Annotated in this window: 14 protein-coding genes; all 14 read left to right on the top strand. The window is 39.7% G+C overall.

The window, feature by feature from the left end; genetic code table 11:
• The first annotated feature begins 78 nt into the window (after positions 1 to 78).
• Positions 79 to 777, top strand: coding sequence for a hypothetical protein (locus tag IEW82_RS13745; protein ID WP_188695375.1), 699 nt, complete (start codon positions 79 to 81; stop codon positions 775 to 777).
• 41 nt (positions 778 to 818) lie between these two features.
• Positions 819 to 1,745: a capsid protein gene (locus IEW82_RS13740; RefSeq protein WP_188695372.1), complete on the top strand. Its 927-nt coding sequence runs from the start codon at positions 819 to 821 to the stop codon at positions 1,743 to 1,745.
• A 47-nt stretch (positions 1,746 to 1,792) separates the two neighbouring features.
• The gene (locus tag IEW82_RS13735) at positions 1,793 to 2,116 is read left to right on the top strand and encodes a hypothetical protein (RefSeq protein WP_188695369.1); all 324 of its coding nucleotides are present in this window, start codon (positions 1,793 to 1,795) and stop codon (positions 2,114 to 2,116) included.
• A 35-nt stretch (positions 2,117 to 2,151) separates the two neighbouring features.
• Positions 2,152 to 2,553 (top strand): head-tail connector protein, encoded by a 402-nt coding sequence (locus IEW82_RS13730; RefSeq protein WP_188695366.1) that lies wholly within the window; start codon positions 2,152 to 2,154, stop codon positions 2,551 to 2,553.
• Positions 2,540 to 2,875: a putative minor capsid protein gene (locus IEW82_RS13725; protein WP_188695363.1), complete on the top strand. Its 336-nt coding sequence runs from the start codon at positions 2,540 to 2,542 to the stop codon at positions 2,873 to 2,875. Before IEW82_RS13730 ends, IEW82_RS13725 begins: the two co-directional genes overlap by 14 nt.
• Positions 2,876 to 2,892: 17 nt before the next feature.
• On the top strand, positions 2,893 to 3,222 hold the full coding sequence (locus IEW82_RS13720; protein WP_188695361.1) for a minor capsid protein: 330 nt from the start codon (positions 2,893 to 2,895) through the stop codon (positions 3,220 to 3,222).
• Positions 3,219 to 3,635, top strand: coding sequence for a hypothetical protein (locus IEW82_RS13715; RefSeq protein WP_188695358.1), 417 nt, complete (start codon positions 3,219 to 3,221; stop codon positions 3,633 to 3,635). Before IEW82_RS13720 ends, IEW82_RS13715 begins: the two co-directional genes overlap by 4 nt.
• A gap of 5 nt (positions 3,636 to 3,640) precedes the next feature.
• Positions 3,641 to 4,120, top strand: a complete 480-nt coding sequence (locus IEW82_RS13710) for a phage tail tube protein (protein ID WP_188695355.1) — start codon at positions 3,641 to 3,643, stop codon at positions 4,118 to 4,120.
• Positions 4,121 to 4,122: 2 nt separating this feature from the next.
• Positions 4,123 to 4,731, top strand: a complete 609-nt coding sequence (locus IEW82_RS13705) for a Gp15 family bacteriophage protein (RefSeq protein WP_188695352.1) — start codon at positions 4,123 to 4,125, stop codon at positions 4,729 to 4,731.
• Entirely contained in the window at positions 4,721 to 5,089 is a 369-nt protein-coding gene (locus tag IEW82_RS13700; protein WP_188695349.1) for a DUF6673 family protein, read from the top strand. Before IEW82_RS13705 ends, IEW82_RS13700 begins: the two co-directional genes overlap by 11 nt.
• A gap of 54 nt (positions 5,090 to 5,143) precedes the next feature.
• A complete protein-coding gene (locus tag IEW82_RS13695) occupies positions 5,144 to 5,578 on the top strand; it encodes a hypothetical protein (RefSeq protein WP_188695608.1) in 435 nt (144 codons plus the stop codon).
• 67 nt (positions 5,579 to 5,645) lie between these two features.
• Positions 5,646 to 8,234 carry a phage tail protein gene (locus tag IEW82_RS13690; protein ID WP_188695346.1) on the top strand — a complete coding sequence of 863 codons (2,589 nt, stop codon included), beginning with the start codon at positions 5,646 to 5,648 and terminating at the stop codon, positions 8,232 to 8,234.
• The gene (locus tag IEW82_RS13685) at positions 8,231 to 9,685 is read left to right on the top strand and encodes a distal tail protein Dit (protein ID WP_188695344.1); all 1,455 of its coding nucleotides are present in this window, start codon (positions 8,231 to 8,233) and stop codon (positions 9,683 to 9,685) included. Before IEW82_RS13690 ends, IEW82_RS13685 begins: the two co-directional genes overlap by 4 nt.
• Entirely contained in the window at positions 9,682 to 13,236 is a 3,555-nt protein-coding gene (locus IEW82_RS13680) for a phage tail spike protein (protein ID WP_188695340.1), read from the top strand. Before IEW82_RS13685 ends, IEW82_RS13680 begins: the two co-directional genes overlap by 4 nt.
• Positions 13,237 to 13,239: the final 3 nt, after the last annotated feature.

Raw genomic sequence — 13,239 nt, 5'->3', positions numbered from 1 at the left:
TTAGGCGTTTTTATATGCCTTTTATTCGTTAGGCGTTAAAGAAACGAAAGGAAAATACCCTATTGGGAGGTAAATACAATGCAATCACAACATAAAATGGTTGACCAACTACCCAAGAAAGTTGGAGTGAAATACCCGTTAAACCTTCAGTTTTTTGCTGAAGTAGAAACCAATACGGATAACCAGCCAGTCGAACAGGAACAGAAAGGAACGGAGCAAGAAACACAAGCTGGAGGACAAGAACAGCAAACACAAGATGCCGCAGAAAAGGCGGAGGAGCAGGAACAGACATTTAAACAAGAAGATGTTAATAAGATTGCAGCTAAAGAGGCTAAAAAGGCTCAAGAAAAGCTTTTGAAATCGCTTGGCATTGATGACTTTGACAACGCTAAAGAGGGCATGAAAAAGTTTAAGGAATGGCAGGAGAGTCAGAAAACAGAGCAAGAAAAGCAGCAAGAAGAATTGAAAAAATTACAAGAAAATTATTCGACTGCCTCATCTGAAAATGAAACACTAAAAGCACAAATTAGTGCCATGAAGTCAGGGGTTAAAGCAGATTCAGTCGAGGATGTTGTCACTCTTGCTAAAAACCTTGTTGACGATGACACGGATATGGATGCGGCCATCGCAAAGGTAGTTGAAAAGTATCCTCATTTTAAGGTTGAAGAGCAACCGCAAGAAGACCATAAAGACTCAAAAAAGCCTAGTTTTACGACTGGGCAACATACCAAACAACCTGAATCAGAAATAGATAAATGGTTGAGCGCCTTCAAGTAAGAGGGCTTTTTTTATACAAAAATTTATTAGGAGTGAATTAAATGGCACAAGTAAATTATGCTGAACTTTATTTACAAGCATTGCAACAAAAATTTTCCCAAGGTCTTTCCTTTATCGATCTTTACAACACACCAAACAACTCAAATATTAAATGGGTGAACGCTAAGACAGTCCAAATTCCAAGAGTCTCAGTAGGTGGTTTTGTTGATGTCGATCGCGACGTTGTAGGATCTTTTACCCGTCGTGCCGATAACGATTGGGAAACTAAAACTCTTGAACATGATCGGGAGTTTCGGACACTTGTTGATACTCAAGACATCGATGAATCAAACCTTGCGCTTTCCATTGCGAATATCACAAGAGTTTTCAACGATGAAGAAAAAATTCCTGAGATGGATAAATATGCAGCATCTAAGTTATTCACAGAGTTTAATCAATATGGTGGAAAAGCAAATACCGACACCATTGATTCATCAAATGTTTTGGAAGCCTATGATGAATTCATGGCGACGATGGATGATGCCGAAGTACCACAACAAGGGCGAATCCTTTATGTCACACCGGCTTTTAATAAGCTATTGAAGCAGGCGGATAAAATTCAACGGTCAATCGAAGTCACTGGAAATAGCGGTCGAGTAAACCGCAATATTTATTCTTTGGATGATGTCACCATTAAAATGGTTCCGTCATCTCGAATGAAAACGGCATACAACTTTACAAATGGAGCCGTTCCGGATGATAGTGCGCAACAAATCAACATGATTTTAGTGCATCCATTATCTGTTATCACACCACAAAAATATGAATTTGTGAGCCTTGATCAACCGTCAGCTGCGACAGGGGGAAAATACCTCTACTACGAACGTAAGTATTGGGATCTTTTCGCCATTGAAAAGAAAGTGCCTGGCATCATGTTTAATGTCCAATCCGCTGATAGTGGTGATGATAGTGGCGGTACCGGAGAATAAGAGGGAGTGAAGAGCTCTCTCTTTTAAAAATGAGGAGGTAATTGATTTTGAGCGATACAGTAAAGATCAGAAAGAAAAATCGTATTTTACGAATTGAGAAAGATAGATTACCAGGTTTTTTAAAGCAGGGTTATGATCAAATCGATGAAAGCGGAAAGATTATAAAACGTGCTACCGGAGGACGGATGATCTCGGTAGCTGAATATAACGAGGTGATTGAAGAACTAGAAAAAATCAAAAAATCACCTAATAGTACAAAGGAATTTGAAAAAGAAATTGAAGATCTTAAGTCAGAAATTAAAAAGCTGAAAACCGAAAATACGAGATTGAAAAAGGCATTGGATGGTAATGAAGGAAAAGAGGGAAATTAATCTCTCTTTTCTTTTTTTAAGGAGGTTTTACCTCAATGGGTTATATAACACCTGAATATTACAAAACCGAATATATGGGTGAAGATGCGGGATCACAGATCGAAAAATACATTGAGCGTGCAAGCGACATCATCGATCAAGTGACGAATTACATCCTCCAAGGTATGGAATTTGATCGATTCGCCGAATTCATTCAAACTCAGGTCAAAAAAGCATGTGCATCTCAGGTGGAGTTTTATGTCATTAATGATGGTGACTCTGGATTAAATGCTGGCGAAGATTATTCAAATTTTAGAATCGGTTCTTTTGACTACAGTAAGGGCGGAGCATCAAAAAATAAACAGGCAGATAGGGTATCACCCGCTGTATGGACTTATCTCGAACCGACAGGATTGTTGTATAGAGGGATTGGCGTGGTTCAAGATGCCTACTATTAAACCTATTCCAAAACGATTATTAAAAGATTCAATTGAATATGAGGAATATCAAGGTAACAGCAATTTTGGTGAGTCATGGGGAGAGAAGGAAACGATAGATTTTGTCCGATTCGAACCGAAAACAGCCATTCGGGTGAATGACAAAGGCGAGGAAATTCAAACGACAGGGATCATCTTTCTGGATGCTATCAATACACCAAAATTCAAGGCGCTCAAAGTTAAGTCTAAAGTCACATGTAACGGTGATACGATGCGCGTCCATGCCTGCAATCCTTATTCTGCATTCAAGGGCATCCACCATTATGAAGTGGAAGTGGTATAGATGGGATAAGTGTAAAGGTGAATACCAAACGAATAGCTCCTAAAATTCATAAGGCTACTGGATTTGCTTTGCCTATCCTTACACAACAAGTAGTCAAGGATAGTAATTTTTATATTCCATACGATACAGGCGAAATGATGATGAGTAGTTTAAGAGCCTCGGATTTCAATAATGGTAAAGCTGTATGGGATACGCCATATGCAAAGAAAATGTATTATGGCATCAATTTTAATTTTTCTCATGACATCAATCCACATGCACAAGCAATGTGGCCTAAAAAGGCAGAATCTGCTCACAAAAAAGAATGGTCACAAGTGGCAAAAAAGGCGGTGGATAAAGGTTTATGAGCAATCTGAATGACGAAATAGACTTTTTAGAACGATTGGTAATCGATGTGTTGGACAAGCAAGGATATTATGCAACGGTTGTCTCGCCGACACTCGTGGATGGTAATAGCATAGCGGTCATGCCAATGCCAGCTAACGATTACGAACACTATTATGATGGTTCTTACCGACAAAGTTATGCCTTCCAGGTGCTAGCGAAGCATGAGCAACAACTCACCGCTTATCATACACTTTTGGATGTTGCGCGACTTTTGAAAGACATCGACGACATTCCGAGCGTCAATGAATCCTATACATTGGAAGGTGATGGGATTACGATCACTACGGATCCCAACCTCGTTAGCAAAGATGAACAATATTATATTTTTGCCGCGCAATTTAGTGCGGCTTTATTTATTAATGCGAAGGAGTGATTTAAATGCCAGATCAAGAATTTCCGTTGAATTATAAAAATAAATATGAAATTGATACGGATCCATCCACAGAGGAAGGTGATTTTGCACCATTAGCCGCTGGTATTCAAACCGTAGATCCGTCTTTTGATGATGAAACGGACGATACGGCATATTATGATGGCGAAGGATTCGGCAACTTAGATGTTACAGGTATTAGCGCTGCTCTCCAATTTACGGGACATAGGAAGTATGGAGATAAAGCGCAGGATTACATTGCAGGACTAGCTTTTGAAGTAGGTAGTAAGAGAAAAACTAATTTAAGGTGGACTCAACCTGACGGTAAACAAATTACTGGTCCTGTCACCATTTCGGGTATCAAAGCCACTGGTGGTGATGCTAATGCTAAGAGTGACTTTGAATTTACCGCAACTTTCAATGGCAAGCCGGAAGTGACTGATGCAGGAAGCAGTGGAGGCGGAGAAACTGGAGGTACAGGTGAATAAAAATGTTCACGCTGACCGATCGACTTGAGGATGAAATAGAGATCGAGGGCGAAGTCTATCCCCTCGATCTTTCATTTGATGTTGTGCTTAGGTTTTTTGATCTAATGGATGACGATATTTTCTTCGATACTGAAAAAATCGATATCTCTTTTCAAATGTTCGTTCTTGCAGATATTGATTTTGACTTTGAGACCAAATATAAGGTCGTTCAAACCATCGTGGAGACGTTTATTGTAGACAAGGAAGATTCGCCTTCTAGCGATTCAAGCGGCGGTGACAATAAGAAATTATACGATCTGAAGCAGGATGCGGAATATATCTATGCATCTTTTATGCAAGAGTACGGTATTGACTTGATCGACATGCAAGGTGAATTACGATGGGAAAAGTTTATAGCATTGCTTGGTGGACTACGTGACAAAACCAAATTTAAAGAGATTATTGGTATTCGTGGCGCAAAATTGCCATCGGGTAAAGAAATGGCTGACGAGCGCAAGAGACTGAGGGAATTAAAACAGATATACGCATTAAAGAAAGATCAAAAGACCAAAGAGCAGGAATTAAATGATATGTTCAACATACTATCAGGAGGGAAAAAAGATGGCCATTAAGATTCAAGAAAAGAAACCAGAAATACCCGTTGAAATTGGGAAATTAAACTTTGCTTTTACCGTAACAGACGAATCTGTTGCGGCATTTCGTAAAAATGCTATTGCGGCGCAAAAAGAGTTCGATAAAATGAAAGAAAGCGAAAATGATGAAAAATCATTGGAAAGAGCAAAATATGTGCTTCAACGTTCTTTTGATATGATCCTAGGACAGGGCGCCTTTAAAAAAATATATGATATGACTCCATCGGTTGCCTATTTATTAGATTATTTTATACAACTAGTTGAAGGGTTAAGTGAAGAACTAAAAGATCTTGGTATTGATCAAGAGCAAACCAAGAAATATATTCGGAAAAAGTAAAAACCTTGATTTATGATATAATGTTCCCAAAATTTATTTTTTTGGGGGATTGTTATGGGATTCTGGAGAGATAACTTTTTAAGAAAGCAAACATCATTTGAAGTCATTGGTGGTCGAAATTACTTTAAGAAGTCATTAGGTAATGTGTATCACATGATACAGATTAAGGAAAAAGGTGAAGGCGTAGTAAAAATAAAAGGTAAATTATATTATTTTTTAGGCGCTTTCAAGGAAGAGAAATATAAACGAAGTGCAGGAAAGGCCGCAACTGGTGCTATTGTTGGTGGATTATTAACAGGCGGAGTAGGGGCGATTGCTGGTGCTGCAATTGGTGGAAGAAAAAAGGACAATTCTACTTTTTGGATGGACTTTGTGGATTATGAGACAAAACAAGAATTTTCGGTGCAAGTTAAACAAGGTTCCGGCCAATTTAGTCAGATTTCAAACTTTAAAGTAGCCAATCCAATAGATATAGGATTAGAAAAGTAAGAAATATTTTTAGAGAATCCCAAAAAAGGGGTTCTTTTTTTATTGCCCGAAAGGCAGGTGAAAAATATTGTCTGATGGGAAAGTTGTTATTGATGTTGATCTTAATGATGGAAATGTTGATAAAGGTGTCGAGAATGTAAATAGACAATTATCAGGAATAAGAACTAATGGAGAACAGGCATCATTGAGTCTTGGAAAACTTGTTTCCACTTTAGGACTTATAGAACTAGCAAGAAAAGGTATTGATCTCGTAAAAGAGTCTTTAAGTAGCGCCTTTAATCGTATAGATACCATGGAGCGTTTTAATCGTGTCATGACCACTATTACAGGAAGTTCCAAAATAGCTAATGATGTATTGGATCAAACGAATAGCATTGTTAAAGGGACGGCTTATGGTCTTGACGTCGCTGCAAAGAGTGTGCAAAACTTCGTTACCAGGGGTGTTAATACAAAAAAAGCTACAGGATATGTTAAGGCTTTTGCAGACGCCGTAGCGTTTTATGGTGACGGCTCTAATGAGCAATTCGAAAATGTATCCGATGCCCTATCTAAGATGGTTACTGCTGGTAAAGTAGGCATGGATCAGTTGGATAGGCTTTTCGATGCCGGCATTGATGCTGTAGGTATGTATGCAAAAGCGACTGGACGAAATGCCGCAGATGTACAAAAGGACCTTTCAAACGGTAAAATAAGCGCCAAACAATTTATTGATACTGTATCTGACGCGATGGAAAATGGTACGGGTGGCGTTCAAAAAATTGCGGGCGCCGCTAAAGAAGCTGGGGCATCATGGAACGGTACATTTGATAATATGAAAGCTGCTGTTGCTCGTGGTGTTACCGATATTATCGATAGTATAGATAATCTTCTTAAAGATAATGGACTTCCTGATATGCGAACAATGATCGCTGATTTCGGGAAAAATTTCGAACTAACATTGCAAAAAGCGGCAAATAGTTTACCTAAAATTATCAATAAAATTAAATCTGTTTATGATACTTTATCTCCATGGATTCCACTCATTAAAACTGTTGTCGCAGTCGTAGGGACATTTGTATTATCTTTAGCGACATTAAATACAGGAATCAAAGCGGTAACTGTCACGATGAATATTTTACAAAAAGTATTAGAACTTAATCCATATACTGCAATAGCCGCTGCGGCCATTACTGCTATTGTCCTTATTATTAAATATTGGGGTCCTATTTCTGGATTTTTTTCAAAACTATGGGACTCGATTAAGACGACATTTTTTAATGTGTGGAATGGTATAATAGATTTCTTTACCGGAATCATCAATAGCATCAAAAATACTTTCCATGCATTTATTGAAGGATACCAAAATGGCTTTGTCGCAATGCAGACTAAAACGGAAACAGTGGCAGCATTTATAGGTAATATTATTTATAATTTAGTTAGTGGATTTAAAGCGGCCATTAGTGGTTTTGTAAACTTTTGGGCTAGTGTATGGGATGGTATGGTGAATATCACGACAACTGTGGTTAATACCGTCATAGCTGTTTTTACACCAATCGTCGCATTCTTTGCGTCAATATGGACAAATATACAAACGGCCGCAATGGCTGCTTGGGACATTATCAAAAATGTGATACTTGGTTCTGTATTGTTGTTGATTGATTTGGTAACTGGTAATATCACAGATTTTAAGTCTCATCTCTCCCAAATATGGAACAATATTAAATCTGATGCGCAAGCAATTTGGACAGCGTTTAAAAATGTAGTTTTGTCTATTATTAAAGCATATGTTAAGGCTGTTAAACTTGAATTTAAATTGTTTGTTACAGCTGTGAAAGCAGTTTGGAATGCTATTAAAACAGCGGCGGTCGCAACATGGAATGCTATTAAGTCAGCAGTTATAGCAATTATCAAAGGCTTTGTCAATACAGCAAAGTCTATTTTTAATGGTTTGAAAAATGCTATTAAATCTATTTGGAATGCTATTAAATCGGTAACTTCGAGCATATGGAATGGCATTAAAAATACTGTGATCAATCTTGCATCCGGTATAAAAAATGGATTAATCAAGGCTTGGAATACGATCAAGTCAGCAACGAGTAAAGCATTCAAATCAGTGGTTAACTTTATAAAAAATCCACTTAAATCAATCAATCTGCTTTCGATTGGAAAAAATATCATTAAAGGATTAATTAATGGTATTGGATCAATGAAAAAAGCGGTTGAACAAAAGATAAAAGATGTTGCCGGCGGCGTGAAAAGTAAAATCATGTCTATCCTAGGGATTCACTCTCCCTCACGTTGGATGCGAGACATGATTGGTAAAAACATGATGCTAGGTTGGCAAAAAGGTATTGATGACCAAAGAACTGCAACAATTAAGAAGGCTGGACAAGCTACTGATTGGATGAAGCCTGATGTTCCAATAGTTAGTGGTTTTATAAATAAAATGCGAGGTATGACAGCGCCGGTTGGTAATGTGATGCCTATTAGCTTTGCAGCTAATAATGGGGCAGCTGTTATTAATAGTTCCCCAAAAAATACAAGTGGTGCGATTGTCGTACAATTACCTGATGGAATACGTGTAAATATAGCCGGACATGAAGCGAGCGGCCTTATTGATTTTATTACAGAAAAACAAGAGAAGAAAAAAATACGAGTTGAAAGGTTTGATGGATGATGCTCACTTTTAATAATTACGATTTTAAAAGTATATTTGGTCAAAAATTTAGAGTGAGCGAAATAACTGGAAGAGGTCCGTTTGGAGAAGAAAACAAAAATCAAATTGTTCCCGGTATACCTGGTTCATATCCAATGGGTAGCAGGAGAAAGGAGCGTATGATAGGTGTTAAATTTTCTCTAATTGCAGATAGTAAAGAAGACCTAAGAGAATTGGTTGATCGATTTAACTCGTTAATCTATTCAGATGATGAGGTTCCATTTGGTTTCGATGATGAGGCTGCAACCTATTTTGGGAAAATAGATGGGGATCCCGATTGGTCCGAAACTAAAACCGGTATGGCAAAGGGACTAATAACCTTTAAATGTTCTGATCCAAATAAATATGGACCAGAGTTAACCCAAACCATTAATGATCCCGACGGTGATGCTGATGAAATCGTCACCAACGAAGGATCAGCAGAAACCTATCCAACGTTCACAGCAACCATTCTTAAGCCGACAACCTTTTTACAAATTGTTAGCCCTGAGGCATATATGCAAGTGGGGCAGGCTGTGGATGTTGAGGGATCAACCGTTCAAGAGTATGAGTTACTTATCGATGATGATATGTCGTCTCTTAACGGTTGGGGGCAGTCGGATTTTGTTACGGATGGCTATGCATTAGGGACTATTGAGACTGATGGCACGAGGTTTTATCCAACAAGTTTCGGTGCTGCGCAGACACCTGAGCGTTGGCAAGGACCAGCTTTAAAAAAATCTCTCCCAGAAGAAGTGCAAGATTTTGAAATGAATGCTGCCGTTCGAGCTGAAAATGTCGGTTATGAGACCGGGATGGTCGAAATCTATTTGCTAGATGCTCAAAATAACCAAGTGGCACGTATCCATATGGCGGACTCATGGACAGCATATGCTAAAAATGAGGGGCGGGTACAGTTGGGGAGTGGCGATGCCGCACGTTTCCCCTATGTTACCAATCCACCGGGGCAAAAGACAGATTGGAATAATTTTTATGGCATTCTTAAACTCCAGCGTCGAGGGAATCGATGGTGGTTTTATTTTGCTAGGGTAGATGGTGATACTAGGATTCAAATATCAGATAAACATTATATCCCACCTGATGGCCTATACATGGATAAGGTCGCTCAAGTTCAGATAGCATTCAGAAAATGGCCAAACACTAACCATTCACGCATGGGAGTTTACGCACTTAAGTTTTGGAAGTTGAATGATGTAGGAGAACAGCAAGTGCCTTATATAGCTGATGTAGGGGATAAGATTATTTTTGATCATAAGCGCGCACTTATTACTAATAACGGCGATGAGACATTTATCCAATATAAAGACTTTGGCGCAAGCTATTTTCCGATAGGCAAAGGATCGACTCAATTGGCTGTTAATCCTCCTGATGCCGCCAAGGTAGATGTGAATTGGAGGTCAGCTTACAAATGATACATTTACTTGATCGCAATGAAAAAATCATAAATGTATTGGCCAATCCAAGTGAAAGTAAAGGATATTGGGATACTAAGATGACCGAGGATATAGACAACAGCCTATTAACTTTTGACTTTACTACTTTTGGTGATATTGATTTTGACAAGGTTATTAAAATAACGGCACAGGATCAGGACGGTAACCACCGTCTTTTTATTATCTCTGATATTAATAAAACTCATGATGATAATGGTCTTGTACAAACAATTGAGGCAGATGGTGACCATGTGTTCTTGGGCAAGGACAAACCTCTGCGTCCGCAAACTTTAACGGGTGCAACCCTTGAGACTGCTGCAGAATTTTGCTTGCAAGGCACTAATTATCAGCTCGGACAGGTGGATTATTTAGGTGCGCAAGACGTTGTCATCAAAGAATATCTATCTCCATTGGCTTTTTTACAGCAGCTTAAAGATCAGTTTAAATGTCAGCTTAGATTTAGGGTCGATATCGTAGGTAACACCGTAGTGCGATATGTTGATCTGCTCGCGCCTACTGATGCATTTAGCGGCAAAGAGATTGAGTTTGGCAAGGACATCGTTGGCCTTACCCGCAAAGAGGACCGATCTAGTATCGTCACTAGGATGATTGGAGAGGCATTTGATGCTGATGGTAACCTTGTCACTTTTGAGAGCATTAATGATGGTAAAGATTATGTAAGTAGCCCTGAAGCCTTTGATCGATGGGCGATAAACGGTCAACATATCTATGGTGTCCATCAATACCAACCTGATGATGGCGGAGATATTGATAAGCAAAAAATGATGGACGCCACCTATGCGGCGCTCGAAAATACCAATGATGCGGTCGTATCCTATGAGTTGACCAATGCAGCACTTGAGCAGATCACAGGCTATGAGCACGAGCGGGTCAGGGTCTATATGAATGTTAGGATAAAGGACGTTTACTTTAATCCTGCTCTATATTTAACGGCTCAGGTGCAACATACAGAGATGCCGGAGCTGCATGATAAGTCTAATGATTTTGTGTACCAGTTTGGTAATTACAAAGTCGTTAAAGTGACGACCAGTAAGCAAATCAAAGATTTGCAATCTCAATTATTTCGCCATTCCAACGTATGGACATCGGCCAAGCCTACCGCAGTCGCCGCTCAACAAACAGCTAATACTGCTAACCAAACTGCCAATACCGCAGCGGATACAGCTAATCAGGCTTATACTCAGGCGACTAATGCTGCTCAAATGGCTGATGATGCACTGACAGCGTCTAATGGCAAAAACACTAACTATTACGGTCCAGACCCACCCGATGCACCTATCCCCGGAGACAATTGGTTTGTGGAGGATGATAATGGGACGATTACTGCCATTAAACATTGGGATGGCACGCAGTGGGTCGTTGACGTGGACAATACATCTATTAATAATGCGATTGCCCAGGCACAACAGGATGTTACCAACGCATTAAATCAGGCTAACAGCGCTTTTGATACGGCTAACCAATTGTCTCAGGATGTCACAACAGCCGTTAATAAGGCACAAGATGCCTTTGATGCAGCGGATGCTCTTAGCCAAACCGTTGACCAAAACACAGGAGACATCAGTACATTAAAACAGACAGCGCAGGGCTTACAGTCTGACGTCCGGGATAATGCCAATAACATATCCAGCGTCACTCAGTTAGCTACGGGATTACAATCTCGCATGACGAGCGCTGAGGGGGATATTAACACTCTTACTCAGACGGCGGATAGCTTGACGAGTACGATTACTAATTTGCAGATTGGTGGGCGTAATTATCAAGTAAACTCGGCATTCCAGGATGGCACAACAAATGGGTATTCTATATCAGCATCAGCCACGGTTAATTTAAGTGGTTTTAATCCAGTAGGAGCTCAATACGAGTTAAGAGTCGATGCTTCAAAGGGTAATTATGTATATCAAGATCTTAATAAATCCAATGTGTTTGCTGGTAAAAATATGATATGGAGTTTTTATTACTCAGCTGGATCGCTCACTGGAACTTTTCAAGCCTATATCAGGATTACAGATTCATCTGGAAATTATACTTATATCGATTCTAATAAAGATAGAGGTCGATCTGGATGGCAGAGAATTATTATACCCTTGGATTTAACCGGATACTCCGAGTCGGATATATCTGAAATTAGGTTAACTCTTAATTTCGAGCATTCTACTGGCGGAACAATTTATTTAACAGCTTTTAAATTTGAAGAAGGAACTAAGCCAACCGATTGGTCTCCAGCACCTGAAGACATGGCCACTGCATCCCAAATATCTCAGCTCGCAGATGACATCAATTTAAGAGTCGTCCAAAAAAATGATGTAATTAATCAACTTAATATTTCGACCGAAGGTATATTAATCGCAGGCAATCGAGTCCATATCACGGGGCAGACGACGATCGATAACGCAGTCATCAAAGACGCTATGATTGATAGCGTCAGCGCTAATAAGATATCAGCGACATCTTTGAGTGCGATAAGCGCTAACTTAGGTAACATTACTGCCGGGACGATCAGAGGAGCTGAAATTTACGCTAACGGACCATTGGGGCAAGTAGAAATTACTGATGCAGGATGGCTAGTAAGAGATGCCAATAATAATGTCCGTATGGGCGTCACCACGGAAAGTGTTGACTGGGCCGATGATAATCCATCTGGTATCAATTTTTTGAGCACCAATGGCACCTGGCTGGGTTGGATAGGCACACAGCAAAATGCACAGGATAGCGGAGTAACAGCATCCTTGCAAATGCAAGGTTATAAAAGCATCACAATATCTGCTCCAAGCATTGATATTGGGTCGGCCAGTAGTCTTAATATAGATGGATCTTTAATTGCTAATAGCTATATGTATTCTGACGCTTTGGATAGCAACCCTAATAGCGCAGGTATCCATATCTATATCCGTCCAAAATCAGGCGGCGAATTACGAGCAACAACAACAGGATCCACCAGTGATTATGCGGATATAAGAGGTGCATTTTTCTACGGTAATGCGTTTGACATTAACACTGGCACGCATGTTTATATGAGACCTACGTCAAGCGGCGAGGTGCGGGCAACCGCAACAGGCAGTACGAGCACATACAGACCTGTTCGGGCATCATCCTTTCCAACCTCCTCGTTGGCGGATTATAAAACTCACATCAAGCCTTGGACGGATAGCGTCTGGGACATTGTTAAAAGCATGGAACTTTACGAGTACCAGCTCAAGGATGATGTGGCGGATGGTGTGGACTTTGTCAGACATGGATTTGTCATTGGTGATGGATACAACACACCTGAGATGGTGATGACGCCTGATGGCGAGGCAGTCGAGCAATATTTGATGAATAGCTTGTCCCTAAAAGTTGGACAAGAGCTTATTGTGCGGGATGAGCTAAAAGAACAGCGTATTCAAGTTTTAGAGGAACAAAGTCAAAATATTATTGTCAAACAAGCGGACCATGAAGATAGAATTTCGGAGCTTGAGCAGGAACTTGTGGAAGCCAAACAAAGAATATCTCAATTGGAGGCGGCATAAATT

Origin of the sequence: Pullulanibacillus camelliae, assembly GCF_014642655.1 — a bacterium.
GTDB lineage: Bacteria > Bacillota > Bacilli > Bacillales > Sporolactobacillaceae > Pullulanibacillus > Pullulanibacillus camelliae.
Note: the sequence above shows the minus strand (reverse complement) of the source record. Positions and strands in the feature narration are given on the sequence as shown.

Bases quoted from the DNA above. Each gene is read 5' to 3' on its own strand.
- IEW82_RS13745 (WP_188695375.1), top strand. From the start codon at position 79: ATGCAATCACAACATAAAATGGTTGACCAACTACCCAAGAAAGTTGGA.
- IEW82_RS13740 (WP_188695372.1), top strand. From the start codon at position 819: ATGGCACAAGTAAATTATGCTGAACTTTATTTACAAGCATTGCAACAA.
- IEW82_RS13730 (WP_188695366.1), top strand. From the start codon at position 2,152: ATGGGTTATATAACACCTGAATATTACAAAACCGAATATATGGGTGAA.
- IEW82_RS13725 (WP_188695363.1), top strand. From the start codon at position 2,540: ATGCCTACTATTAAACCTATTCCAAAACGATTATTAAAAGATTCAATT.
- IEW82_RS13715 (WP_188695358.1), top strand. From the start codon at position 3,219: ATGAGCAATCTGAATGACGAAATAGACTTTTTAGAACGATTGGTAATC.
- IEW82_RS13710 (WP_188695355.1), top strand. From the start codon at position 3,641: ATGCCAGATCAAGAATTTCCGTTGAATTATAAAAATAAATATGAAATT.
- IEW82_RS13705 (WP_188695352.1), top strand. From the start codon at position 4,123: ATGTTCACGCTGACCGATCGACTTGAGGATGAAATAGAGATCGAGGGC.
- IEW82_RS13700 (WP_188695349.1), top strand. From the start codon at position 4,721: ATGGCCATTAAGATTCAAGAAAAGAAACCAGAAATACCCGTTGAAATT.
- IEW82_RS13695 (WP_188695608.1), top strand. From the start codon at position 5,144: ATGGGATTCTGGAGAGATAACTTTTTAAGAAAGCAAACATCATTTGAA.
- IEW82_RS13685 (WP_188695344.1), top strand. From the start codon at position 8,231: ATGATGCTCACTTTTAATAATTACGATTTTAAAAGTATATTTGGTCAA.
- IEW82_RS13680 (WP_188695340.1), top strand. From the start codon at position 9,682: ATGATACATTTACTTGATCGCAATGAAAAAATCATAAATGTATTGGCC.